The organism is Streptomyces sp. DSM 40750 (assembly GCF_024612035.1).
In the GTDB taxonomy this organism is placed as follows: domain Bacteria; phylum Actinomycetota; class Actinomycetes; order Streptomycetales; family Streptomycetaceae; genus Streptomyces.
The window spans coordinates 11386171-11411260 of the sequence record NZ_CP102513.1 but is presented as its reverse complement, the minus strand read 5'-3'; the positions used below and the strand labels follow the sequence as shown (position 1 = coordinate 11411260).

Below are 25090 nucleotides of genomic sequence, written 5' to 3'. Positions count from 1 at the left end.
CTCCGCAACTAGGCAGCCGCGAGCGGCTACACAGCACCATTCAACAGTGCTAACGTTAGCACAAAGCTAGTGATCAACCCGGGCTCCCTCCCTCCCGCCGACCACGGAGGGCGACGTCGGTGCTATCGTTGGCACACGGAATGTGACGGCGCAGGACCAGTCAGTCGAGGGGATTCCTCAAGTGATCACGACCAGGGACATCGCCGAGCGCCTCGGAGTCTCCGTGTCGACGGTGGGACGGGCACTCGCCGACGATCCACGCATCAGCGAGGAGACCAAGTTCCGGGTGCGGCAGGCCGCTTCCGAGATGGGGTACGTCGGCAACCGCGCGGCCCGGATGATGCGCGGAGCGTCCAGCAACGTGGTCGCGCTGGTCATCCCGGACATCCGCAACAGCTTCTACTCGACGATCGCGCACGAGCTGTCCAAGAACATGGAGGCCGAAGGCTTCCAGCTGATGCTCTCGGAGACGGACGACGACCGGACGGCCGAACTGCGCCATCTGCGGGAGCTGTCCGCGAACCGCGTGGCGGCCGTCATCATCGTGCCCACCGCGCGCCCGCACAGCGAGTCCGTCAAACTCCTGCGCGCACTACCGCACTTGCAGCTGCTGCGCAGGCACCAGTCGCTCGGCTCCCAGTGGTTCGGCGTGGACGACCACGAGGCGCTGCGTCAGGCCACGGCCCACCTGGTGGCGCAGGGCCACACCCGCATCGCCTACCTCGGCGGCCCCGAAGAGCTGCCCACGGGCGCGGAGCGTCTGCGCGGCTTCCGCACCGCCCTGCGCGAGGGCCGGCTGCCGGACGAGGCGGGGCGCGCGGAGCTGGGACCGCCGTCATCGGTCGCCCGCGGCCGAGAAACGGTGCGCCGGCTGCTGAAGGGGCCGGATGCGCCCACCGCGCTCGTGCTGGGATCGATCCAGCTCACCCTCGGCGTCCTGGAGGAGTTGTCCCGGCAGGGCGTCAAGGTGCCCGACGAGCTGTCCGTGGTCGGGTTCGGGGACGAGCCCGGGTTCTCCTGGTGGGGTCCCGGACTCACCACGATCGGCCTGCCCATCCAGGAGATGGCCACCGGCTGCGCGCTGTGGATGATGCGTCGCCTCAAGACCCGGCCGAGCAACGACGGCCCGTATACGTCGGTCTCTCCCGGGTCACTGGTCCTGCGCGGCAGCACGGCACCCCCCGGCGGAAAGGCTCCGTCCGCCTGACTGACGGGCGGTCCGCCTGAGTCAGGGGCGATCCGCATGCGCCACAGGGACCTCGTCCACCACAGCGAAGGCGCCCGGAACAATGCATTCCGGGCGCCTTCCCGTTCTCGCTACCCGGTCAGTACGTCGCCGGGTCAGTACGTCCCACTGCGCAACCGACGCATGACGGCAGCGGTGCGCACGAGCTCGTCGAGCATCTGCTCGGCGGCGGCCTCATGGATCTTGCCAGGCCGGAAAGCACCGTCCTCGACGCGTTCGCTGACGAACGGAATGCTCACGGTGGGACCGATCGGCAGCATCCGCAGGTTCGCCACGACCTGCTTGGCCATCTGCACTGCGCGGGTGCCCGCCGAGACACCTCCGTAGCTGACGAACGCGGCCGGCTTGTGCTGCCACTCGACGACGAGAAAGTCCCACGCGTTCTTCAGGGGAGCCGGAAAGCCTCCGTTGTATTCCGGGGTGACGAACACGAACGCGTCCGAGGCGTCGACGATCCGGCTCCATGCGCGGGTGTGGCTCTTCGTGTACGTCCGCAGAGCGGGCGGATGCGGCTCGTCGAAGAACGGCAGAGCGAGTTCGTGCAGGTCGACCAGGTGCGACTCGAACTCCTCGCACTCCGCGACCCGGGCGGTGAACCAGTCCGCGACGGACCTGCCCACGCGTCCGGGACGAGTGCTGGCCACGACCGTGGTGAGGGTCATGGGTGCCACAGAGGGCTCGGGTGTCATGTCGGCTCGCTTTCCTGTCGGCCGCGATCGGACCCGGCGGGCCCACGCTGCCTGTGCTGTCCGTCCGTCCAGGCAGCGCGGGCCCGCCGGAGTTCTTGCCGCAGCGCCACAAGTCACGCACAGGGGTTGTGCGAACGATAGCATTGGCCCGCCCGGAGGCCAAGAATGACGGAAACAGGCAACACAGCCGCCCACCGGGCCACGCTTCGCCCCTTGACAGAACCACCTCCACTTCGCACGATTGCGCTATCGTTAGCACTTCGAGAGCCGCAGCGGATGAGCATCCCTCGTCCTCCCCCCTGTCACTCGCACCCAGGGCGCCGCACCCCTTCGGATGCCGGCCCCGGCCTCCGACCGCGCCAGTTCTTGGGCACGGGGTCTCCGTACGCCTCCGGTCGCGGGGGCGGTCCGTCCCCTGGTGACAGGCACGGGCACAGGCACCGCTCGGCGCCCCGATCGTCCGAACTCCGAAAGGTTGCACCGCCATGACAGACGCGCGGATCGCCAAGCTCCACGGCCGCAGGGTGTGGGACTCACGCGGACGGCCGACCGTGGAGGTCGAGATCCATCTCGCGGACGGCGCGATCGGCCGGGCCATCGCACCGGCTGGCGCGTCGACGGGCCAGGGCGAGGCGCTCGATCTGCGCGACGGCGGCAGCCGCTTCGGCGGACTCGACGTCCATCGCGCGGTCGGTTCGGTGAACCAGGAGATCGCACCCGCCCTCCTGAACCGCGACGCATCCGACCAGGAGGTCGTCGATCGGCTCCTGGTGGACCTCGACGGCACCCCCGACCGCAGCCGTCTCGGCGGCAACGCGATCGTGGCCACGTCCATGGCGGTCCTGCACGCCGCCGCCGCGTCCGCGGGCGTACCGCTGTGGCAGCACCTGGCAGGCGGACGACCGGTCCGCATCCCCCTGCCGGAGATCCAGATCTTCGGCGGCGGCGCCCATGCGGACCGTCGCGTCGACGTCCAGGACTTCATGGTGATGTGCCCCGCGGCCGGCAGCTTCTCCGAGGCGCTGGACTGGACCGCGGAGATCTACCGGGCGGCCGGAAACCTGATGCGCAAGGCCGGGAAGGCGCAGGGTGTAGCAGACGAGGGCGGCTTCTGGCCCGCGTTCGACTCCAACGAGGAGGCGCTCGAGACGCTGACCCGGGCGATCGAATCCGCGGGCTTCGCGCCCTCGACGCAGGTCGGCATCTCCCTGGACGTGGCAGCCTCGCAGTTCGGCAGTGGCGGTCGGTACACGCTGGCGCTGGACGACCGCACGCTGGACACCGCCGCGCTGATCGACATGCTGGGCGACTGGATCGAGCAGTATCCGATCCTGTCCGTCGAGGACCCGGTGGGTGAGGACGACACCGACGGCATGGTGGAGTTCACCCGGCGCCACGGCCACCGCTGCCAGGTGATCGGCGACGACTACCTGGTCACGAACGCCAAGCGGGTGGAGGCGGCGGCCACCGGCGGGGCGGCGAACGCCGTCCTCGTCAAGCCGAACCAGGCCGGCACGGTCACAGAGGCGTTCCTGGCCCTGCGCGCCGGGAAGGACGCCGGTTTCGGCACCATCGTCTCGGCCCGGTCCGGTGAGACCGAGGACATCACCATCGCCCATCTCAGCGTCGGCTGGGACGCCGGTCAGCTGAAGGTGGGCTCGTTCACCCGCTCCGAGCGGATGGCCAAGTGGAACGAGGTGCTGCGTATCGAGGAGTCCCTCGGCGAATCCGCGGAATTCAGCGGATGGTCCGCCTTCACATTTCCCGAATCCAGGCCCTCCACGGCCAAGCAGTAAAACTACCTCGAAGTATTACAGTCAGCGAAATACAGAGCCGATCGGAGCACGGAGCCGAGCATGCTGCCACCCGTCAATCTGCGCCCGAGTTTCAATATCACCCGCTCCAGCCATGTCCGGCTGACCGTCGCCGACCTGGCCGAGAGCCGGAACTTCTACGTGAACGCCCTGGGGCTCGTCGTCAGCGACGAGGACGACCGCACCTGCTACCTCCGCGGCCTGGCCGAGGCCTGCCACCACAGTCTCGTCCTGGAGCTCGACGAGGAGGGCGCGGGCACCTGCAAGAGGATCGGCTTCCGGGTGTTCTTCGACGAGGACCTCGATCTCGCGTACGCCTGGTTCCGTGAGCGCGGCCTGCCCGCAGAGTGGGTCGACGTCCCGTACCAAGGCCGCACCCTGCACGTCAGCGACCCCATCGGCACGCCGCTCGAACTGTGCGCCCACATGGAGACCAGGCCGCGGCTGCACATCGACTTCGCTCAGTACAAGGGCGCCCACGCGCAGCGTCTGGATCACTTCCAGACCTTCGCGCCGGACACCTACGAACTGACCGCTTTCTACGGCGAGCTCGGCTTCCGCAACTCGGAGTACCTGGAGCACGGCGACAAGCTGCTGGGCGCCTTCATGTACCGCAAGGGCACCTGTCTGGACCTCGCGATCGTCGAGAACGCCGGGCCCGCCCTGCACCACTTCGCCTACACCGTCTCCGAGAGCCGCGACATCTTCAGCGCCTGCGACTGGGCGGGCATCCTCGGCTACGGCGACGGTGTGGAGCGGGGCCCGGGACGGCACGGTCCGGGCGGGATGCTCTTCGCCTACCTCCGCGACCCCGACGGCCACCGGGTGGAGGTCTTCAACAGCCACTACCAGACCATCGACACCGAGATCGAGCCCGTGCGCTGGGACGCCGCATCGCTGAGCACCAACGCCCGCTGGGGCCTCCCGGCCCTGGAGAAGTGGTACTTCGAGGCGTCGCCCTTCGTCGGAGTACCGCAGATCCCGCCGGCCGAGCCGCCGAAGCCGATGTCGCTGGAGCGGTTCCTGCTCGAGCAGCCCCTTCCCTGACCTTCCGTCCGCCCCGTCCCCAAGGAGACGTCATGGCACGAGTTCCCTACCTGCGCCGCGAGGACGCGGACGAGTCACTGAAGCCGCTGTACGACCGGCTGGAGACCGAACGCAAGGTACCGACGGCGAACATCTTCCTCGCCCTCACCAACGCGCCCACCCAGCTGGACGCATTCCTCACCTACGCCAACTCGCTACGGGCCGCCGACCTCAGCTCCAAGCTGCGCGAGCTGGCCATTCTGACCGTGGGTCACGCCACCCGGTCCGCATACGAGGTCGCACACCACCAGTCACACGGGCTCAAGGCCGGGCTCACCGAGGAACAGCTTGCGGCGGTGGCCGACTTCGAGGCGTCCGATCTCTTCGACGAGACGGAGAAGGCGGTCATGTCCCTCGCCAGGGAGTCCACGCTCCAGGTCGACGTCTCGCAGGAGACGTGGCGTGCCGCCGCCGAGCACCTGACGGACCGACAGATGGTCGAACTGTCGTTGTCCATCGCCTGGTACAACTCCGGCGTCCGCATCATGGGGCTGCTGGACATCGACCTTGAGGACAATTACCCACACCCGTTCCCCAATTCGTAGTTCTCGGCGCCGTACGGCCCATCAATTCAGGAGTATTTCAATGGCGAAAATGCTCGCTGCCCGACTGCACACGCTCGGTGAGCCGATGTCGGTGGACACGATCGAGGTGCCTGCCCCGCGGCCAACCGATGTGCTGGTGCGGGTGAAGGCATGCGGAATCGTGCCGAACATGGCGAATGTGATCAACAACTGGCCCACCTGGTATCCGCACCAGCCCTTGCCCAAGCTCCCCGCGGTCTTCGGGCTGGACCCGGCGGGTGTGGTCGAGGCGGTCGGCGAGGCGGTGCTCAACACCAAGCCCGGCGACCGGGTCTATGTGAGCCCGCTGCGATCCTGCGGCAGCTGTCAGGTGTGCCGCGGGGGCGAGCTCAGCCGGTGCCGCTACTTCACCTTGAACGGCTACTTCAGCACATCGCGCGACGGCCAGCGGATCTTCGACCTGTACCCCTACGGCGGCTTCGCCGAGTACATGACGGCGCCGCAGTACTCGATCGTCAACATCCCCGACAACATGGCGTTCGAGCAGGCCGGCAAGCTCGGCTACATCGGCACCTCCTACGGAGCCCTCAAGCACGCGGCGGCCGGCCCCGGCCAGGTCGCGTTGATCGACGGGATCACGGGCACGCTCGGCGTCGCCTCCACCCTCCTCGCGCTGGCTTCGGGCGTCTCCAAGGTGCTCGGAACCGGCCGCAACGAGGAACTCCTCAAGCGTGTTCAGGAGTTGGCCCCGGACCGGATCGAGGTCATGCGTCTGGGCGAGGGGTCCACGGGCGAGTGGGCCAAGTCGCGCACCGGCGGCGAGGGAGCGGACTTCGTCATCAGCGCACTCGGCGCCAAGGCCCCGGTGGAGACGATGCTCGACTCCATGCAGGGCGTGCGCCGCGGCGGCAAGGTGGTCAACGTCGGCGGCGTGGCCGACCGGCTGCCCGTCGACGTGAAGTGGCTCATGGACGAGCAGGTCCAGCTGATCGGCTCCAACTGGTTCACCACCGCGCAGGGACAGGAAGTCGCCGACATGGTGGCGACCGGGGCACTGGACCTGTCTTACCTGATCACCAAGCCCTTCCCGCTGGCCGAGGTCAACGAGGCGATTTCGGGGCGCGCCACCGACCTGGACGGCGGATTCAGCAACTACGTCGTGATCCCCTGATCCAGCAGGTCGCCCACACTCACCCCGCGGCGGTCCTGTTCTGCCCTGACGCCGCCGCGGGGTGTCCCGGCAGGACGGAGGAATCGGTGGAACTGCGCTGGCTGGAATCGTTCGTCGTCGTCGCGGAGGAACTGCACTTCGCGCGGGCCTCGGACCGTCTGCATCTCGCACCGTCGGCGCTCAGCGCCCAGATCAGAGCCCTGGAGTCACATCTCGGCGTACGGCTCATCGACCGCGGACGGCGCACCCGCCCGGCCCTGACCAGCGCCGGGCGGCTCTTCCTCGAAGAGGCGCGGCTCACCCTCGCACAGGCCGCGCGGGCCGAGGCGGTGGGCCGGCGTGCCGGGCGCGGGGAATTGGGACATGCCCAGATCGCGTACGTCGCCTCGGCCGCGTTCTCCGGCGTACTGACCGACGTCCTCACCCGCTGCGCGGCCCCCGGCACCGAACTCACCGTCCAGGTACGCGAGTTGGAGACACCGGCCCAACTGGAAGCACTGGCCTGCGGGGACATCGACGTCGGCTTCCTACGCTGGAGACCGGAGTACCCACCCGAAGTCACGGCCACCTGCCTGCTTACCGAGCAGATCGTCCTGGCGCTACCGGCCGCCGCGCCACTGGCGGCGTACGAAGCGGTACCGGCTGCCAAGCTGTGCGACGAGAACTTCGTTGCTCCGCACTTCGACGAGGAGTACGGCTGCCGTGACCAGATCCTCGAAGTGGCGGAGCAAGGGAACTTCAGCCCGCGATGCGCTCCCCCGGTGCGGGACTTCATCGCGGCTCTGACGCTGGTGGGCGGCGGTCTCGCGGTGGCACTGGTCCCCTACTCGCTGCGCCGCGTGCAGATCCCCGGAGTGGCGTACCGGCCACTGGCGGACGTGGCGCTGACGACCCGGCTGGTCGGCGCCTACCGCAAGGGGGAGACCTCACCTGCGGTGCGCGGCGTGATCCGCCGCCTCCGGGAGGCCGCTGCCGCCACGGCCACCGCCTGAACGCCGACCCGCAGCAGGCGTCCGGCATGAGCCTGACGCCCCGTCGGCATGCCGTCCTCTCCAGGCCCGGGTCAGCATCGAACCGACGCACGTTTGTACGCGGATGACGCACTGTTCAAGCAGGTCAGAGGGGATTTACCCGCCCTACGCTCAACACGGCAGCACACACCGTGGCGGCGTCGGTCGACCGCCGCCCGACGGAGGGACAGGCGGAGCAGCACATGACAGCGATCAAGCACGTAGGCGTCGTAGGCGCGGGCCAGATGGGCCGGGGCATCACCGAGGTGTGCGCCCGGGCGGGACTGCACGTCACGTTGTGCGACGTGACCGAGGACAAGGCCCGGGCCGGCCTGGCGGGTGTGGCGGACTCCCTGCTGAAGGCGGAGAAGCGCGGTGGCATCGCGCCCGAGGACCGCGCACACGCCCTGGCCGGGATCTCGGTCACCGACGACCTCTCCCGCCTGAGTGGGGCGGACCTGGTCATCGAGGCAGCCGTCGAGAACGAGCGCGCCAAGACGGCGCTGTTCCGGCAACTGGGCGAGGTGGTCACGGACCCGGCCGCCGTGCTGGCGAGCAACACCTCATCGATCCCCATCGCCCGGCTCGCCGCCGCGGCCGGACGCCCGGAGTCGGTGGTCGGCCTGCACTTCTTCAACCCGGTCCCCGTCATGCCACTCGTCGAGGTCGTCCCCTCTCTGCACACCTCGAAGGCAACGGAACTGCGCGTGCGTGCCTTCGCGAGCGAGATCCTGGGCAAGCAGACGATCATCGCGCAGGACCGTGCCGGCTTCGTAGTGAACTCCCTGCTGATTCCCTACCTGTTGGCAGCCGTGCGCATGGTCGGATCCGGTACGGCGACGGCGGAGGACATCGACACCGGGATGACCGCCGGCTGCGCTCACCCCATGGGCCCGCTGCGCCTGGCCGACCTCATCGGACTGGACACCGTGGCGGCGATAGGCGAGGCACTGTACGAGGAGTACCGGGAACCGCTGTACGCCCCTCCCCCGCTGCTGCGCCGCATGGTCGAATCGGGCCTGCTGGGCCGTAAGTCGGGGCAGGGGTTCTTCAACTACCGGGTGGCCTGAAGACACACGTCAGGAGCCGCCGGGGCCAGGCCGTTCATCACTGGGGCGGACTGACATCACCGATGTCACCGACCAGCCGCGCGCGCCTCCCGGGGGCTCATGCCGTACGCCGACTTGAAGGCGTGGCTGAAGTGGGCCGGGTCCGCGAAGCCCCAGCGCCCGCCGATGGCGCCGAGGGGAAGGTGGTCCAGGGCCGGATCGGTGAGGTCGCGTCGGCACCGGGCCAGACGCTGTTCCCGGATCCAGCCCGAGACCGTGTGCCCCTCTGCCGCCAGCAACTTGTACAGGTAGCGGCGGGAGATGCGGTGGGCGGCCGCGATCCCCTCGGGGTTCAGCGCGGGGTCGCCGAGCCGCTGCTCCATGTAGACGAGGACGCGCTCGGTGAGCAGGCCCGGGCCGTCCTCTTCTGTTGTCCGGTGCACGTCGGCGTGCTCCGCGAGCAGGGTGCCGATCAGGTCGATCACGTTGTCGGCCAGCCGGGGCGTGCCACGGGACTCCAGGTGCTCCATCTGCCGCGCCAGTCCGTGCAGGAGAGGCAGTACCACCTGCCCGAGACCGTCGTGGCAGGGCACCGGAGTCGCCGTCACACGCGACAGATCGCGCTCCGCCAACGGCAGCATGCCTCGCGGGAACATCAGGACGAGACCGGTGTGGGACTGGTGGAGGTCGTAGCTGAAGGGACGACGCGTGTCGTAGACGACCAGTTCGCCCGGCCCCACCCTGGCCTGACGGTCCCTCTGGGTGAGCACGCCCTGTCCGGTGAGTTGCACGGTGAGCTGGAAGAAGTCGGGTGCGTCGGAGGCGATGTGCCGACGGGTACGCGCGACGCTGTGCGGTGCGGCCGAGATGACAGACATCTGTACCTGGCCGACGCGCACGGCGTGCAGTGATGCCCTGAAGTCGGCGTTCCCACGCGGCAGGACCTCCAGGGGCACGAGGTTCCGGCCGACGGCGTCCCGCCAGCATTCCAGTCGCTCGGTGGCCGTGCCGTGGCTCGGCGTCGTGATCCGGGGCATGCGGCTCTCCTCCCGGCTCGTCCGGCCCTGCCGGGGGCGGGCTCGGACGGTACTCCTGGCGAGGAATGGTAAGTCCCTCCGAGCGATCTGCAACCAGCTCCCGGACGTGTTCTCAACCACGCAAGTTACCGGTGCTCCCGCACACAAGCAGGACCCGCGCCCCGCCCCACATCATGCGAGCAGTGACCGGGGCCCCTTCGGCCGGCGTTCGATCGCCCTCACGCCGGAACGGCCGCTCTCCGCAAGCCCATTTGAGGCTCCCCCATCAGCCGCACGCGGTTTTGCTGCTGCACGACCGCAAGCCTTCGCAAGGATCGATCATGACGACATTGCTCGACTCCACCTCATCGCACGACCAGGCATCCGACGACGGGGTGCTGGGCCGCGTCCGCGCACACCTGCCCCGGATCGCGGCACGTTCCGCCGAGGCCGAGACCGCGCGGGCCGTTCCCGCGGAGATCATCGCCGCTCTACGCGAGGCCGGTGTGTTCCGGATGAGCCTGCCCAGGGCATGGGGCGGCGAGCAGCTGGACCTGGTGCAGAGCGCTCGGGTGGTCCGGGAGATCTCGCGGGCCGACGGGTCCACCGGCTGGACCGTTCAGGCAGCGTCGATGGCCTGGTTCTTCGTACGGTCGCTGCCCCGGGAGACGCTTGAGAAGGAGGTGTTCGGCGAGGGTGCCGACCTGATGCTGCGTGGGGCGATAGCCCCGAAGGGCAAGGCGGTCGAGGTGGAGGGCGGCTACCGTCTCAGTGGGCGCTGGCCACTGGCCAGTGGCTCGTTCACCCCGGACTGGGTGCTCGCGGGCTTCGTGGTCGAGGGCGCGCCCCCGCTGCCGGACGGCCGCCCCGACATGCGCGTCGCGTTGATCCGCCCCGAGCAGGCCACGTTCCTCGACACCTGGGACGCGGTGGGCCTGCGTGCCACGCAGAGCACCGACTTCATGATGGACGACGTCTTCGTACCGGCGCGCTTCACCGGCCCGCTGATGGGCGGCAACAACATCCCCGCGCCCTTCTACGGCCTGCCGTACACCGCCACTGGTGCCTCGCACGACGCCGTCATCATCGGCTGCCTGGAGGGCGCGCTGGGCGATCTCGCCGCACTGGCCGCCACCAAGCGGCCGGCGTTCAACCCCGGGGTGCTCATCGGTGAGGACCCGGTGTTCCAGGAGAAGTTCGGTGAGCTGCACCTGCGCACGGCTGCACTCAACGCCCTGCTGGAGCAGACCGGCCGCGTCGTCATGGACCGCGCGGTCGCGGGAGGCGAGCCCACCCCGACCGAGTGGTTCGGCTACACCGGAGGCCACCAGCACATCCACCACGAGGGCAGCCGCATCCTCAACGAGATCATGACGCTGTCCGGCAGCTCGGGGCTCTACACCTCCCACCCGATGCAGCGCCGCTGGCGCGACGTCCGCTGCGTCTCCCAGCACGTGGCGGGCAACAACGGCTCGCTGCGGCGTCTGGGCGCGGTTCTCTCGGGTCAGGGGGACGTCCGATGAGCCCGCTCGCGACGACACCGACGGACCCCGCCGTTCTGCGCCAGGCGTTCGGCTGCTTCCCGTCGGGGGTGACAGCCCTGTGCGCACTTGATTCGGGTACGCCGGTGGGCATGGCCGCGAGTACGTTCACTCCCGTCTCCCTTCGACCGCCTCTGGTGTCGGTCTGCGTCCAGGACACCTCGTCGACCTGGCCGAAGCTGCGCGAGCAGGGCCGCCTGGGCCTGAGCGTCCTGGCCGAGGGACAGGACCTGGTCTGCCGTTCGCTGGCCGGCAAGGACCGGGACCGGTTCGCGGAGGTCGACTGGGAGGCGTCCGAGGAGGGCAGCGTGTACATCCACGGTGCCGGCCTCTGGCTGGACTGCTCGGTCCACGCCGAGCTGCCCGGCGGCGACCACACGATCGTCCTGCTGGAGATCCACGCCCTGAGGGCCGAACCCGACCGGGAGCCACTGGTGTTCCACGGCAGCCGGTTCCGCCGTCTGGCCGCTTGACGGGCCGATGGCCGAAGCGGGAGCTCCCGGTCTCCCTCCGCGCATGTGCCGAGGGTCGGGGAGCTCCCGCCTGGGAACCCTGCGCCGGACTTCGGGCGAAGCGCTCAGTCGGCTTGCTCGGCAAACGCCTTGACGCCGCGCAGGGTGGTCCCGATGTCGGTGCGGAGCTCGGCGAGCCGGAAGGCCACGATCTCTTTCTCCCGCTCCTGAGCACGGTCGATCACCAGGGTGATCCCCGAACGGCCCGGCCCGATCCGGGCGAACTGCCGCAACCTGCGGCCGGTCCCCTCCGGCTCGAGTCAGAAGCGCCAGGTGGCCAGGGGCTTCGCCAGTCCGGGGCCGAGTCACCGTACCGGCCGTCGGGATCGTCGACCGCCCAGCCGAACGTCATGCTCCGTGGTCGGTCCCTCAACCGGCTTCCCTGCGGGCGGCCACTTCCTGGGCCAGCTGAGGGGCCACGGCGAACAGGTCGCCCACCACGGCGTAGTCGGCCAGTTCGAGGATCGGCGCCTCGGGGTCCTTGTTGACCGCGACGATCGTCTTGGAGGTCCGCATGCCGGCGAGGTGCTGGATGGCCCCTGAGATGCCCAGGGCGATGTACAGCTGCGGGGAGACGGACTTGCCGGTCTGCCCCACCTGGTACTGGTGCGGGTAGTAGCCGGCGTCGACCGCGGCACGTGAGGCGCCCACCGCTCCGCGCAGGGCGTCGGCCAGTTCCTCCACCACCTTGAAGCCGTCCGCTCCCGCGACACCACGTCCGCCGGACACGACGACGGTCGCCTCGGTGAGCTCGGGGCGGTCGCCCGCGAGCACGGCTCGCCGGGCGGTGATGCGGGCGGATGCCGCACGGTCGACCGGCGGCAGGGCGAGTTGCCGCTCCCCCGCTTCCACGGGACGCTCCTCCGACTCGAAGGAACCCGGCCGCACGGCGATCACCGGCAGACCGTGGGTGACCTGTGAGCGCACGGTGTACGACCCGCCGAAGACAACCTGGGTGGCCACGCCGGACGAGTCCAGGTCGACCGCGTCGACCAGCAGCCCGGCGTCCAGCCGAGCGGCGAGACGCCCGGCCACCTCCTTGCCGTCCGTCGTCGCGGAGACCAGGACGGCGGCCGGGGAGACCTCTCGTACCGCGAGTTCCAGGGCGTCGACGGCCGGCGTAGAGAGAAATTCGCCCGCTTCGGGGGATTCGGCCGCGTAGACGCTCGTGGCGCCATGACGGGCGAGGGCTTCCTTGAGGCGGGCCGCAGTGCCGGGGGTTCCCACGACGACTGCGGCCGGGTCGCCCAACCGCCGTGCGGCGGTGAGGAGTTCATACGTGGACTTGTGGACGCGTTCCCCGTCGTGGTCGACGAGGACGAGGACATCGGGCATGGGCGCCTGCTTCTGGTTAACGCTGGGGAGGGCGGTTCAGACGAGCTTCTGGGCGATCAGGTAGTCGACGAGTCGCCGGCCGGCCGAGCCGTCGTCCGTGACACGGATTCCGGCGGCCCGTGCCGGACGCGGGACGGCCTCCATCACGTGGGTGCGGCTCACGAGGAGCCCGGTGTCGTCCACGTCGGGGAACAGGTCGTCGAGATCGACCGTCTCCACCGGCTTCCTCTTGGCGGCCATGATCCCCTTGAAGGAGGGGTAGCGGGGTTCGTTGATCTTCTCGGTGACGCTGACCAGCGCGGGCAGCGGTGCGTCGAGCGTCGCCTCGCCGTTCTCGGCCTCGCGCTCCGCTCGTACCCGTCCCGCGTCGACGGTCAGCTCCCTGGCATGCGTCAGCTGCGGCAGGCCGAGCAGGTCCGCGACGATGGCGGGGACCGCGCTCGCCTGTCCGTCGGTCGTCGCGTTGCCCGCGAGTACCAGGTCGACGTCCTCCACCGTCCGCACGGCGGCTGCAAGCACCTTCGCCGTGGTCACGACGTCGGTGCCCCGGAGCCTGTCGTCGCAGATGTGGATGCCGCGGTCGGCGCCCATCGCCAGGACCTTGCGGATGGCATCGAGTGCGGAGCCGGGCCCCATGGACACGACGGTGACCTCGGCGCCCACCGTCTCCTTCAGCATCAGGGCCTCCTCCGCGGCCCGCTCGTTGATCTCGTCCAGGACGAGGTCGGCGTTCTCGCGGTCCAGGGTGTGGTCGGCCTCGGACAGGGTGCGCTCGGCAGCGGTGTCCGGAACCTGCTTGACGAGTACGACGATGTTCACGGGCGTCTTCCTCCAGCCTTCGATGGTCAGCGGAACGCCGGGTAGCCGGTGATCGCCTGACCGACGACCAGGGTGTGCATCTCGCTGGTGCCTTCGTAGGTGAGGACGGACTCCAGGTTGTTGGCGTGGCGCAGCGGCGAGTACTCCAGGGAGATGCCGTTGGCGCCGAGGACGGTGCGGCACTCGCGGGCGATGGCGATCGCCTCCCGCACGTTGTGGAGCTTGCCGACGCTGATCTGCTCGGGCCGGATGCGGTGCTGGTCCTTGAGCCGCCCCAGGTGCACGGCGAGAAGCGCGGCATTGCCCACGGACACGCTCATGTCGGCGAGCTTCTTCTGCGTGAGCTGGAAGGCACTGATCGGCTTGCCGAACTGGATGCGGGAGTCGGCGTACTCGACGGCCGCCTGGAGCGAGTCGCGGGCCGCACCGACCGCGCCGAACAGGATGCCGAAGCGGGCCTCGTTCAGGCAGGACAGCGGTCCGCGCAGGCCCTCCGCGAGGGGCAGTCGCGCGGAGTCGGGCAGCCGGACGTTGTCGAAGTACAGCTCCGAGGTGATCGAGGCGCGCAGCGACATCTTCTGCTTGATGTCCTGTGTGGTGAAGCCGGGCGTCCCACGTGGCACGAGGAAGCCGCGGATACCGTCCTCGGTCTGCGCCCAGACCGTGGCCACATCGGCGATACCGCCGTTGGTGATCCACATCTTGGAGCCGTTGAGGGTCCAGTCGTCGCCGTCGCGGACGGCCTTGGTGCGCATGTCCGAGGGGTTGCTGCCGAAGTCCGGCTCGGTCAGGCCGAAGCAGCCGATCGCCTCACCGGCGGCGAGCCGCGGTAGCCATTCCCGCTTCTGCTCCTCCGAACCCCACTTCCAGATGGAGAACATCGACAGCGAGCCCTGCACGGAGACGAAACTGCGGAAGCCGGAGTCGGCGGCTTCCAACTCCAGACAGGCGAGCCCGTAGCCGACCGCGTTGGTGCCGGCACAGCCATAGCCCTCCAGGTGCATACCGAGCACACCCAACTTGCCCAGCTCGGGGGCGAGTTCACGCGCAAAGTGGGCGCTCTCGAACCACTCGCCGATGTGCGGGCGCACCCGGTCGGCGACGAATCTGGCGACGGTGGCCTGGATCTCGCGCTCCTCGTCGGTGAGGACGGAGGCGATGTCGAGCAGGTCGAGGGGGTCCTTCAGGGGCTTGCCGCTCATCGTGTGGGCTCCTTGTCATCAGGGTTGGGAAATCGGGTGGTTCCGGTCTCGGTGCCGGCGCTGCGAACGGGTCGGGGGCGCCGGGTCACACGGGGAGACGGTCGGACGGGCCGTGGAGGATCTCCGCGGTGTGCTGACCCAGGCGGGGCGGAGGAAAGCGGTACTGCGCGGGTGTCCCGCTCAGCGAGATGGGGTGCGCGACCTGCCGGGCGGGCCTGCCTTCTTCCCCGTCGACGGGTGCGGCGGGGAAGTCGACGACGCCGGGCAGACCGAGCCTGTGGGCGAAGGCGAAGGCCTCGTCGAGGGTGTTGACCGGTCCGGCGGGCACCCCGGCGGCCAGCAGGACGGCCGACCAGTGGTCGGCGCCCGCGGCACTGAGCCGCTTGGCCAGGATGTCCCGGAGTCCGGCATGGTGGGCGACTCGGTCGGCGTTGGTGCGGAAGCGGTCGTCGACAGCGAGACCGGGTTCCCCGACGACCTCGGCGAGCGCCGCGAACTGCCGGTCGTTGCCCACCGCGAGGGCGAGCGGACGGTCGGCGGTGGGAAGGGTCTCGTACGGGGCGATGCTCGGGTGCGCGTTGCCCATGCGTCCCGGAACCACACCGGCGACAGCGAATGCCGACGCCTGGTTGACCATGGCCGACAGCAGTGAGCCGAGCAGATTCACCTCCACGAGCTGCCCCTCACCAGTGGCGTCCCGGTGCCGGAGGGCCGCCAGGATGCCGAGCGAGGCGTGCAGTCCGGTGATCACGTCGACGAGGGCCACGCCGGCCTTCACCGGCTCTCCGTGCGCCTCCCCGGTCACGCTCATCAGGCCGCCGACGGCCTGCACGAGTAGGTCGTACCCGGGGATCGCGGCGCCCGCACCGCTGCCGAAGCCACTGATCGAGCAGTAGATCAGCTCCGGGCGCTGCGCACGGAGCTCCCGGTGGCCGAGGTCCAGCCGCTCCATCGTGCCGGGCCGGAAGTTCTCCACCAGCACGTCGGACTCGGCGACCAGGGCGCGTGCCTGTGCGCGGCCGACCTCCGTGGTCAGGTCGAGCACGATCGACCTCTTGTTCCGGTTGACGCTCAGGAAGTAGGTCGACGTGCCGTCATGGTCCGCCGGCGGGTGCCAGGCCCGGGTGTCGTCCCCGATGCCCGGCCGCTCGACCTTCACCACGTCGGCGCCGAGGTCGGCGAGGAGCATCGTGGCGTAGGGCCCGGCGAGAACCCGGGAGAAGTCGGCGATGCGCAGGCCGTCGAGCGCGCCCCGCGCCGATGCACCGGGGTCGTCGGCGCGTCCGTCCGGAACCTTGTGCTGAGTGCTCACGCACCCTCCTCTCTGATCATCCCGGCCCGTGACTCCGATTGAGCCGGGTGCTGTCACCGCCAACGCTCCAAGGACGTTGCCCGGTAAGTGAGTTCGACGAGGGGAAGCCCTTGGTCGAGGGGAGCCACGGCCCGCACGACTCGTACCCTCGCCCCGACCGCGACCACGACCGGTTCCTTCCTCGTCACCTGGCAGAGCAGGTTGAAGCCCTCGTCTATCGAGACGAACCATGTGTTGAGCGGAACCTGGCCGATACGGCGAACGAGGACCCCTGCACCGGTGCTGCGCTCCGGTTTGAAGGCAGTGGCCCCGCAAGCCCGGCAGAACGAGCGTCGGTAGGCCGGGGTGCCGCACCAGAGGCAGCGCTGGAAGAAGAGTTCGCCACTGACCGCCGACGGCGTCGGTGTGCCTGCCGGTGTCGGGTAGAAGACAGACGCTTCGGAGTCTTCCGCGAGCTCGGCTTGTTCGTGGGATTCTGTCTGGAGCATCACGGCCTCCTGCACGCAGTCCGATGACCGGAAACGGGGGATCGGAATCCGATCCGGCTCCACCACCCTGGCCCTGCCGCGGCTCGCCGGTCAACGACGAGCTGACGCATCTTTGTGCGCGGAACGCGTTCCATTCATTGAGGTCAGAGCCGGTTTTCAGGCGCTACTCTCACAGCGGGGCACTAAGCATCTGAGGGCATCCGCGGGGCAAAGCCAGCGTCATTTCCGTTCTCCGCCTCGCGCCGCCTCTGCCAGGGAGATGAGCCCGATGTCACGGGGGTGACTCGCCAGTCGCGAGCGCAACTGCGGGCACCCCACGTCCCTGGTGCAGCCGGGACAGCAGCGTTCCGAGCCGGGTTCAGCTGTGGGTCCGGCTTGTCGACCCCGGTCTTGGGGTTGTCCGGCAGCAGGCGGCGCGGGACGCCGCCGAAGAAGCGGAAGGCTTCCGCGTGTGCGAGGGTCCAGGCGTGCTGGTCCATGTGCGTCACCGGGCGGACGAACATGTGCCGCGAGGCGGGCAGCATCATCACAAACGCCCAGATCCGATGCCGTTTCCCGCTGGTCGGGTTGATCCACTGCCCCAGGAAGCCGTAGTCGATCTGGGCCTCCGAGCCCGGCTCGATGTCATCCCGCAGCACCGTGACCTTCGAGCGGGCCGCCTCGTCGGGCAGGTTCTCGTGCACCCAGCGGGTTACCCTTCAGATCCTTCTCGAAGTCCTCAATAGAGCGACTGTCCACGCCGGGCGCGCCTCTGTTCGCTTTCACGGCTTGCCTGATGACTTCAAGCGTCCATGTAGGTCCTCCCGGGAAGCCCCGGTTGTCCATGCACGTCACCTACACGTTCCTGGCCCGCCAGGTCCGCGCCAACCCCGCCAAGGACCTGCACGACCGCGAAGGACGGACTGAGTGCGGCGACCACATGACCGAGGGCGAAGACGATGAGCGCGAGGACCAGTGTGGACCGCCGCGGCAGGCGGAGCGTCGCGATGGCGATCGCGATCGCCGGCGCCCCGACGATCATGCCCGCCGCGAACGCCGTGATGAGCAGGCCCGCCTGGGACACACTGACACGCAGATCGTCCGCGATCTCGGGCAGCAGGCCCGCGATCCCACGCTCGCGGCCGCGCTGAGCACCTCGGCGTTCACCGTGGGCATCGCCGTCGGCTCGTGGGCAGCCGGTCTGGCCCTGGCCTCCCCGCTCGGGCCGGCAGGTCCGCCGGCGGTGGGCACCGTCATCTCCGCTCTCACCCTCGTACCGTTGATCGCCCTCGCGGTACAGGGCCCGCCGACCCGGTCGGCGAGGTCCCGTGTCGTGGAGCGGAGCACCGCGAGCAGCACCGTCATGGACGAGGGCGACTCCCACACCACCGTGGTGTGATCCACCCACTGCCGTCACATGCGATAACGATAAGAGGAGAACCGTGACGTCGGCTCATGACCGCCGTGAGGCGGCTGCGTCGGTGACGTCATGGCTCCGCGGCGACGCCGGGGGCCGGTCGTCGCCCGTGCGCCACACCGTCGTCAGCTCGCCGCGCCAGGGGCGAGCGAGTTCCCGTCAGCCACCCAGGCCGCAAGAAGGCGCAGCCGTTCCTGCGTGGGCGTGCCGACTGCGGCGGTCCAGATGGTTCGTGACCGTCGCCGTCGCGAAACTGACCTCGTTCTACACCAGCCACCTGGGCAGATCCCAAGCCATACACACGACCGCCTGATCCGCACGGCTGCCGCCGCACTGACGCGGCGACCCCCTCCACGTAGAAAGAAAGACGATGGAACTGCTGAAGCAGCTTCCGACCATGAAACTGCCGGCCGCCTGGTTCACCGGCGACGCCTGGGCCGACGTCGTCCACCGCGGCGAGGCGCCTTCACGTATCCGGGCGAACATCGTCCGCTTCTCGCCCGGCGCCCGTACCGCGTGGCATTCACACGGCCTCGGACAGACCCTCTACATCGTGGAGGGCATCGCGCTGATCCAGTCCCGAGGAGGTGAGGTTCTGGAGGCCCACCCGGGTGACGTCATCCACACGCCCCCGGACGAGGAGCACTGGCACGGCGCCGGCCCGGACCGCTTCATGGTCCACCTCGCGCTGTGGGAGACCGACGACGTCTCGTGGCTCGAGCACGTCACCGACGCCGAATACAACGGCCCGCGTGTCAGCCCCCGCACACCACGCTGAATCCCCACTCACCGCGGCTCACGGAGAACTTCCGGCAGCCAGTCCCCTGGAACCGAACCGAGAAGGCACCATGCGCGCAACGATCATTCACGCCCCTGGCGACATCCGTGTCGAGGACGTCCCCGCGCCCGAGATCGTCAACCCGACCGACGCGATCATCCGTACCGTCGTCACCTGCGTGTGCGGCTCGGACCTGTGGCCCTACCGTGGCATAGAACCCACCGACGAACCCCATCCGATGGGTCATGAGTACGTCGGCATCGTCGAGGAGGTCGGCCGCGAGGTCACCTCGGTCAAGCCGGGACAGTTCGTGGTCGGCTCCTTCGCCACCTCGGACAACGCCTGCCCGAACTGCCAGGCGGGCTACCAGTCCAACTGCGTTCGCCGCGAGTTCATGAGCACCTGTCAGGGCGAGTATGTCCGTATCCCCAACGCGCACGGCACGCTCGTCGCCACTCCTGATCTGCCCGCCGACGAGTCCGTGCCCAGCCTGCTCGCCGTGTCCGACGTGATGGGCACAGGCTGGTACGCCGCCGTCGCCGCGGAGGTCGGGCCCGGCTCGACGGCCGTGGTCGTCGGAGACGGCGCGGTCGGTCTGTGCGGCGTCATCGCCGCCAAGGAGCTGGGCGCGGAACGGATCATCGCGATGAGCCGGCACGAGTCCCGGCAGAAGCTGGCCCTGGAGTTCGGCGCCACCGACATCGTCACCGAGCGCGGCGAAGAAGGCATCGCCCGCGTGAAGGAGCTGACGAACGGCAACCGCTACGGCGGAGTCCGGCACCTGTTCGCCGCCCTGGACCTGGCCAAGGACAAGCTCTGCGGCCACATCAAGCCGGTCAAGAAGCGCACGCAGTTCCTGGAGTTCTGCCGCTACCTGCGCACTCTCTACCCGCCGAACACCCGCATTGCGATCGTCTGCGACAACTTCTCCCCGAAGCCGTCGGTGTTGAAGTTGTGGATCACATCGCGGACCCGGTCATCGCTGGGTGAACGACACCTCGGCGGTCCTCGCCACCGGCATGCCCTGCGCGGCGAGCAGGACCATCTGGGCCCGGCGCCAGGTCACCACCGACCCGGTCCCCCTGCGGATGATCCGCAGAAGCCGCCGCCCCTCGTCATCGTCGATCTCTCGGACACGTACTCGCTCTGCCACTCGGACAGGCTGTCGGACACGCGCCGCCCTGCACAGCATCGGGACGGCGCGTCACATCACAACAGGGCCAACGTTGCTTGATGCGGCACTAGTTCAGCGCATTCTCGAGCTTGCCCAGATCGACGAACTTGAAGTTGGTGTTGTCCCGGGTCTCCCCGTCCGCGTCCGTCTCGTCCGGGGTGTTGTGCCCGTCCTGCACCACGAGCAGGCCGTTGGGGTAGCGGGAGCCCAGGGGAACGTTCAGCACGGCCGCGCCGTCGCACTCCTCGGAGCCGTCGACGGTGCCGGCGGCGATCCGGAAGCCGCTCTCGTACTCGTTGTTGTCGGACACCTCGCGGTCGTACGCGGCGAAGGTGTTGTCGCCCTGGCTGGAGGAGAGCAGGTAGCCGTCACCGGAGCCCTCGTCGAGGATGGTCAGACCCTCGACGTCGGCGGACAGGTGCGTGCCGCCGTAGCCGGGGTCGGCGCCCGCCACGCACTCCTCGGTCGCCTCGTCGTAGGTCGCGGGGACGCCGTACTCCCGCACCTTGTCGATCAGCTTGGGCTTGCCGCCCAGGTCGGCGGGCAGCCGCCAGATGCCGATGTCCTCCTGGCCTGCGTAGAGCACCTTGTTCACCGGGTCAACGACCATGCCCTCGACCTGCGGGAGGTCACCGGGGTCGGCACACGGCGTCCAGGACCGGCCGTTGGGCAGGGTGAAGGAGGACGGCAGGTCGTACGTGCGCACCTGCTGGTAGGTGACCGCCCCGGTGGAGGTGGCCTTCAGCTCCAGCAGGGCCAGCCGGGTGCGGCTGCGCTGACTGACGACGGCGTAGGAACGGCCGGTGGACTTGTCCGTCCAGGTGGCCAGACCGTAGGGGGTGGTCTGGTTGTTGACCTCGTCCAGGGTCTTGGAGAAGACCAGCGGGGCCGATGCGTCGGTGATGTCCGTCAGCGGCTGGGCGGCGCCCGGTGTGATGCGGTAGACGCGCAGGTGGTCGCGGCCCCGGTCGGTGACGACGGCGATGTCGGCGCGGCCGGTCGGCAGCGGGAATCCGGAGATCAGGTCCACGTTGTTGAAGCGGCCCGGCTTGTCGTCGGGGGTGGGGGCGGGCGGCGCCGCTATCGACTGCACCTCCTTGCCGGCCAGGTCGTACACGCGCAGGCCGCCTTCCTTGGCGGTGGCGATCACCAGGCTGGCATCCGGGTCGGCGGCGTTGCGCCAGATCGCCGGGTCGTCGGCGTCGGCGTTGCCGCCGGCGTCGTCGCCGTACAGGGCGGGGGTCTCGGTGGTGGCGGTCAGGCTCGCCGGCCCGTCGACGGCCTGGGCCGAGGTGGGCAGGACCGCCACGGCGGTCATGGCCGCGACCATCGCGGCCAGCTGTGTCCCGCGCAGGTTGCGCACAGTACCTCCACGTAGGGGGAAAACGACGAGACCCGGTGGGGCAACGCGGGGGACGTGCTCCCCGCGTCGGGCTGCCAAGATCCTGTGGGCCGAAGGTGAAGGGCTTGGCGCTGTCCGGTGTCGCAATGATGCCCTGACGGTGAGCAGAGGGCGCGCCCGACCGTGCCACAGTTCCTGCCTCGCGGTCTCCGGCCGGTGGCTGAAAGAGGTTCCCCCAACGCTCACTTTCCGTTGGGAACCGGACGCAGGATTCGCTTCTAGGGTGATCGCGGCCGCCCCCCGGTTCTCCCCGTTCGTAGCATCGAGAGGACTCCCATGACAGGCACGTCCGCCGCAAGAGCGACCTCTGGTCCCGGTTTTGAACGACGCACCCTCCTGCGCGGAGCCGCGGTGGCCGCGGCCGCTTCCGTCCCCTTCCAGGCCCTTGCCGCGCGCACGGCCGCCGCCGAGCCGGTCAAACTCGAGTTCGACGCCGGGTACGGCCCGCTGCACCCGGCCAAGGACCAGGCGACCGGCCTGGAACTGCTGCATCTGCCGCGCGGATTCGAGTACATCTCCTACGGCTGGACCAACGACCTCATGGACGACGGCGTGCGCACCCCGGGCTCGCACGACGGCATGGCGGCATTCCGCTACGGCGACAGGCTCCACCTCGTCCGCAACCACGAGCGCGGCGCCGGCCCCGCCTTCGCCGCTCCCGCGTACAACCCCGAGGCCGGCGGCGGCACCACCACCCTGGTCTTCGACCCGGACGCCGGCCAGTGGCTGGAGTCCTACGGCAGCCTCGGCGGCACCATGCGCAACTGCGCCGGCGGTCCCACCCCGTGGAACACCTGGCTCACCTGCGAGGAAACCTTTTCCACGACCGCCGGCAAACGCCACGGCTACATCTTCGAGGTCGCCTCGCGGGGCAAGGGCAACCCCGAGCCCTACAAAGCCATGGGCCGGTTCAACCACGAGGCCATCGCCATCGACCCGGCGACCGGCTACGTCTACGAGACCGAGGACCGCGGCGACGCATCGCTGTACCGCTTCGTTCCGGCGGTACCCGGTGATCTGTCCAAGGGCGGCCGGCTGGAGGCCCTGCGCATCGGCAGCACTACGTACGACACCCGCCTCGACGGCGAGAAGGCGTACGGCAGCGTCTCCTGGGTGCCCGTGGACGACGTCGACCCGGCGGCGGACACCGTGCGGCTCCAGGCGCAGGCAGGCGGCGCCGCGGTGTTCAGCCGCCTCGAAGGCGCCTGGTACGGCAACGACCGCATCTACGTCATCACGACCGACGGCGGCCCGGCCCGTCAGGGACAGGTCTTCGAACTCGACCCGGCCACCGACGAGTTCCGGGTGCTGTTCGCCTCGCCCGGCGCCGAGGTCCTCAACGCGCCGGACAACATGTGCGTCAGCCCGCGCGGCGGCCTGGTGCTCTGCGAGGACGGCAGCGGCACCGAATACGTCCACGGGCTGACCACGGACGGCGAGATCTTCCGCTTCGCCACCAACACCGTGGACCTGCGCGGCGGGACCGCAGGCAAGAACGTCCCGGCGGCCGACCACCGGGGCTCGGAGTGGGCCGGCTCGGTGTTCGAGCCGAAGAACGGCAACTGGCTGTTCGTGAACATCCAGACCCCGGGCATCACGTTCGCGATCACCGGCCCCTGGACCCAGGGCGCCTTGTAGCCTTCAGCCGGGAACAAGACAGCGCGCGTCGAGGCTCCATACACCCAGCCCCGCCTCACCAGCGGAGACGGGCAGCAGCCTCGACGCGCTCCTCCAACGCCCCCACCCGGCCGAGAAAACCATCGAAGTCACCTTCGACTGCTCATCCAGACCCAGGTCACCGAGATGACGGTCAAGGCCGGACAGAGCGCACCGCGGCTCTCATCAACGGCCCGGGCAACCGCCTGAAGAACCGCCTCAAGGCCATCGAGCCCGAGATTCGAAACCGCCCGACACAGCCGCCCACTGAACACCGCACCCGGGTCCCAGCCGGCCCGGCGGGCCATCACGGACGCGGCCCACGCCGTGTCTCCGGGTACAGCGGGGGCGGCGGCGCCCGCGCTCGTTGCACTGCTCGTACCGGCGCCGGTTGTCGCGGACGTTCCCGCTGCTCAAGAAGTCAACGTCACCAATGGGTGCTCCCCCGAGCCCTTCCCCGACAACGCCGTAGAGCGATCCTGCCCTTCCACCGCCCCCCACCGACCTCGGACCACGCGTACGCCCGCCGGCCAGGAAGACAAACCCGGCATGGCGACAAGGTCTCCCCCGCTCGGGCAGCGTCGGCTTCGGTCGTATACGCCGTTCCGAAAAGGCGCATCCCGCTCAGAGAAACGGTCCTTGCGGAATAGGATCTCCCTCACGTTGAGCTGAGCGTATGCCGTGCCATCAGGGGGCCTGTTGCCGCGCAAAATATCCGAAGCCGAGGCCGTCGAGGCCATGACACGTCGCGGAGCGCGCCCCGTCGAACCCTTCCCAGGGACCCAACATCCGTGGAAATGCCGCTGCTTGACCTGTAACGAGGTGAGCGCGCCGCGCTACAACGACGTCGTGAACAAAGGAACCGGGGTCTGCAACAAGACCTGCCGCTCACTCAAGATCGCCGCCAAGCTCACCCGTGACGGGGCGAAGGCCGCCGCCGTCATGCTCGAGTGGGGATGGGAGCCCCTTGACGGCTATCCGGGAGCGGGCAAGCCCTGGCCGGCCAGGTGCATCCACTGCGGGGCGATCAAGATCAAGAAGCTGTCGCACGTTCAGAACGGCCGCGGCGGCTGCACCCACTGCGCCGGACGTGACGTCACCGATGAGTCCGCACGCAAGCTGATGCGTGCGGCCGATCTGGAGCCGCTCATCGCCTATCCGGGTTCACTGCAGCCATGGCTGTCTCGCTGCCTGCGCTGCACTCACGTCGGAACGCCTACGTACGCGAAGGTCCACGCCCGTGGTCACCAATGCTGGTCGTGCCGCTCGGAAAAGATCGCAGACGCCCTGCGACTCGACGACGAGGTGGCCATCTCCAGCATGCTGGAAAAGGACCTCGAACCGCTTGTGCCGTATCCCGGCAACACGGAACTCCCCTGGAAATCACGCTGCATGACCTGCGAGACGGTCCTGGACCCGGGACCGACGCTGCACAACATCCGAGGTCCGCAGGGTGGCTGTCCCACCTGCGCGGAGCGTGGCATCAACCCCGCTCGGCCGGGCTACCTCTACCTCGTCGTCCACGAGGGTCACCGTGCTCTGAAGTGGGGCATCGCCAACATCGAACAGCGCATCACCCAGCACCTCTCCCAAGGCTGGCAGTTGGTCGCACGATGGAAATTCGATCTCACCGGTGACGCCTGGGCGTTCGAGCGCCAGATCAAGATGTGGATCCGGGGCCAGGGCATCCCTCGGGCACTGACCTCCGACCAGATGAAGTACCGCGGACATACAGAGACCGCCTTCCTCGCCGATATCGACCTTCACCTGGTGCGCCAGCACATCGAATCCCTGATCGGCCGCCGCCCCGATGAACCACCGCAGCTGTAGCGCGACGAGTATCACGCGTCTCGCGTCACCACGCAGAAGG

25 protein-coding genes are annotated in these 25090 nt (G+C 69.2%); 14 read left to right on the top strand and 11 right to left on the bottom strand.

Translation table 11 applies throughout. The features are described 5' to 3' along the window. The first annotated feature begins 181 nt into the window (after positions 1 to 181). Positions 182 to 1207: a LacI family DNA-binding transcriptional regulator gene (locus JIX55_RS50095; RefSeq protein WP_257561248.1), complete on the top strand. Its 1026-nt coding sequence runs from the start codon at positions 182 to 184 to the stop codon at positions 1205 to 1207. A 134-nt stretch (positions 1208 to 1341) separates the two neighbouring features. Here the strand turns inward: JIX55_RS50095 and JIX55_RS50090 are convergent, their stop codons facing one another. Beyond that, positions 1342 to 1935 (bottom strand): NADPH-dependent FMN reductase, encoded by a 594-nt coding sequence (locus JIX55_RS50090; RefSeq protein ID WP_257561249.1) that lies wholly within the window; start codon positions 1933 to 1935, stop codon positions 1342 to 1344. Between the two features lie 485 nt (positions 1936 to 2420). Here JIX55_RS50090 and eno point away from each other — a divergent pair, with 485 nt between their 5' ends. The 6 genes from eno (at position 2421) to JIX55_RS50060 (ending at position 8610) form a co-directional block, all read left to right on the top strand. Continuing rightward, positions 2421 to 3731, top strand: a complete 1311-nt coding sequence (eno, locus tag JIX55_RS50085; RefSeq protein ID WP_257561250.1) for a phosphopyruvate hydratase — start codon at positions 2421 to 2423, stop codon at positions 3729 to 3731. 60 nt (positions 3732 to 3791) lie between these two features. Beyond that, positions 3792 to 4796: a VOC family protein gene (locus JIX55_RS50080; protein ID WP_257561251.1), complete on the top strand. Its 1005-nt coding sequence runs from the start codon at positions 3792 to 3794 to the stop codon at positions 4794 to 4796. A 32-nt stretch (positions 4797 to 4828) separates the two neighbouring features. Beyond that, positions 4829 to 5380 (top strand): carboxymuconolactone decarboxylase family protein, encoded by a 552-nt coding sequence (locus JIX55_RS50075; protein WP_257561252.1) that lies wholly within the window; start codon positions 4829 to 4831, stop codon positions 5378 to 5380. Positions 5381 to 5420: 40 nt separating this feature from the next. Beyond that, positions 5421 to 6530 carry an alcohol dehydrogenase catalytic domain-containing protein gene (locus tag JIX55_RS50070; protein ID WP_257561253.1) on the top strand — a complete coding sequence of 370 codons (1110 nt, stop codon included), beginning with the start codon at positions 5421 to 5423 and terminating at the stop codon, positions 6528 to 6530. 86 nt (positions 6531 to 6616) lie between these two features. Continuing rightward, on the top strand, positions 6617 to 7522 hold the full coding sequence (locus JIX55_RS50065; protein WP_257561254.1) for a LysR substrate-binding domain-containing protein: 906 nt from the start codon (positions 6617 to 6619) through the stop codon (positions 7520 to 7522). A gap of 221 nt (positions 7523 to 7743) precedes the next feature. Beyond that, positions 7744 to 8610: a 3-hydroxybutyryl-CoA dehydrogenase gene (locus JIX55_RS50060; protein ID WP_257561255.1), complete on the top strand. Its 867-nt coding sequence runs from the start codon at positions 7744 to 7746 to the stop codon at positions 8608 to 8610. A 65-nt stretch (positions 8611 to 8675) separates the two neighbouring features. On the opposite strand, the gene JIX55_RS50055 is transcribed toward JIX55_RS50060, so the two are convergent. After that, entirely contained in the window at positions 8676 to 9626 is a 951-nt protein-coding gene (locus JIX55_RS50055; protein WP_257561256.1) for a helix-turn-helix domain-containing protein, read from the bottom strand. Between the two features lie 320 nt (positions 9627 to 9946). Between JIX55_RS50055 and JIX55_RS50050 the strand changes: the two genes are divergently transcribed. Together JIX55_RS50050 and JIX55_RS50045 are read left to right on the top strand one after the other, a co-directional pair. Then, positions 9947 to 11128, top strand: coding sequence for an acyl-CoA dehydrogenase family protein (locus tag JIX55_RS50050; RefSeq protein WP_257561257.1), 1182 nt, complete (start codon positions 9947 to 9949; stop codon positions 11126 to 11128). Further along, entirely contained in the window at positions 11125 to 11619 is a 495-nt protein-coding gene (locus JIX55_RS50045; protein WP_257561258.1) for a flavin reductase family protein, read from the top strand. Before JIX55_RS50050 ends, JIX55_RS50045 begins: the two co-directional genes overlap by 4 nt. A 104-nt stretch (positions 11620 to 11723) precedes the next feature. On the opposite strand, the gene JIX55_RS50040 is transcribed toward JIX55_RS50045, so the two are convergent. The 8 genes from JIX55_RS50040 to JIX55_RS51135 form a co-directional block, all read right to left on the bottom strand. Then, positions 11724 to 11891: a hypothetical protein gene (locus JIX55_RS50040; RefSeq protein WP_257561259.1), complete on the bottom strand. Its 168-nt coding sequence runs from the start codon at positions 11889 to 11891 to the stop codon at positions 11724 to 11726. Between the two features lie 136 nt (positions 11892 to 12027). After that, positions 12028 to 12993 (bottom strand): electron transfer flavoprotein subunit alpha/FixB family protein, encoded by a 966-nt coding sequence (locus JIX55_RS50035; RefSeq protein ID WP_257569162.1) that lies wholly within the window; start codon positions 12991 to 12993, stop codon positions 12028 to 12030. Positions 12994 to 13029: 36 nt separating this feature from the next. Beyond that, a complete protein-coding gene (locus JIX55_RS50030) occupies positions 13030 to 13812 on the bottom strand; it encodes an electron transfer flavoprotein subunit beta/FixA family protein (RefSeq protein ID WP_257561261.1) in 783 nt (260 codons plus the stop codon). A 26-nt stretch (positions 13813 to 13838) separates the two neighbouring features. Beyond that, positions 13839 to 15014 (bottom strand): acyl-CoA dehydrogenase family protein, encoded by a 1176-nt coding sequence (locus tag JIX55_RS50025; protein ID WP_257561262.1) that lies wholly within the window; start codon positions 15012 to 15014, stop codon positions 13839 to 13841. An 85-nt stretch (positions 15015 to 15099) separates the two neighbouring features. Next, positions 15100 to 16326 (bottom strand): CaiB/BaiF CoA transferase family protein, encoded by a 1227-nt coding sequence (locus JIX55_RS50020; protein WP_257561263.1) that lies wholly within the window; start codon positions 16324 to 16326, stop codon positions 15100 to 15102. Between the two features lie 53 nt (positions 16327 to 16379). Beyond that, positions 16380 to 16829: a zinc ribbon domain-containing protein gene (locus JIX55_RS50015; protein ID WP_257561264.1), complete on the bottom strand. Its 450-nt coding sequence runs from the start codon at positions 16827 to 16829 to the stop codon at positions 16380 to 16382. Positions 16830 to 16996: 167 nt separating this feature from the next. Further along, complete coding sequence (locus JIX55_RS50010; RefSeq protein ID WP_257561265.1) at positions 16997 to 17497, bottom strand: DDE-type integrase/transposase/recombinase; 501 nt, start codon at positions 17495 to 17497, stop codon at positions 16997 to 16999. Positions 17498 to 17595: 98 nt separating this feature from the next. Then, complete coding sequence (locus JIX55_RS51135) at positions 17596 to 17877, bottom strand: hypothetical protein (protein ID WP_306820101.1); 282 nt, start codon at positions 17875 to 17877, stop codon at positions 17596 to 17598. A gap of 84 nt (positions 17878 to 17961) precedes the next feature. Between JIX55_RS51135 and JIX55_RS51130 the strand changes: the two genes are divergently transcribed. The 3 genes from JIX55_RS51130 (at position 17962) to JIX55_RS51805 (ending at position 20222) form a co-directional block, all read left to right on the top strand. Then, the gene (locus JIX55_RS51130; protein WP_306820100.1) at positions 17962 to 18192 is read left to right on the top strand and encodes a hypothetical protein; all 231 of its coding nucleotides are present in this window, start codon (positions 17962 to 17964) and stop codon (positions 18190 to 18192) included. A 388-nt stretch (positions 18193 to 18580) separates the two neighbouring features. Next, the gene (locus JIX55_RS50000) at positions 18581 to 18988 is read left to right on the top strand and encodes a (R)-mandelonitrile lyase (RefSeq protein ID WP_257561266.1); all 408 of its coding nucleotides are present in this window, start codon (positions 18581 to 18583) and stop codon (positions 18986 to 18988) included. A gap of 70 nt (positions 18989 to 19058) precedes the next feature. Next, complete coding sequence (locus tag JIX55_RS51805) at positions 19059 to 20222, top strand: alcohol dehydrogenase catalytic domain-containing protein (RefSeq protein WP_257561267.1); 1164 nt, start codon at positions 19059 to 19061, stop codon at positions 20220 to 20222. A 7-nt stretch (positions 20223 to 20229) separates the two neighbouring features. On the opposite strand, the gene JIX55_RS49990 is transcribed toward JIX55_RS51805, so the two are convergent. Continuing rightward, positions 20230 to 21480: a phytase gene (locus tag JIX55_RS49990; RefSeq protein WP_443046684.1), complete on the bottom strand. Its 1251-nt coding sequence runs from the start codon at positions 21478 to 21480 to the stop codon at positions 20230 to 20232. 435 nt (positions 21481 to 21915) lie between these two features. On the opposite strand from JIX55_RS49990, the gene JIX55_RS49985 reads away from it, so the two are divergent. Next, the gene (locus JIX55_RS49985) at positions 21916 to 23202 is read left to right on the top strand and encodes a PhoX family protein (protein ID WP_257561268.1); all 1287 of its coding nucleotides are present in this window, start codon (positions 21916 to 21918) and stop codon (positions 23200 to 23202) included. Between the two features lie 840 nt (positions 23203 to 24042). Next, entirely contained in the window at positions 24043 to 25050 is a 1008-nt protein-coding gene (locus JIX55_RS49980; protein WP_257561269.1) for a hypothetical protein, read from the top strand. The last annotated feature ends 40 nt before the right edge of the window (positions 25051 to 25090 follow it).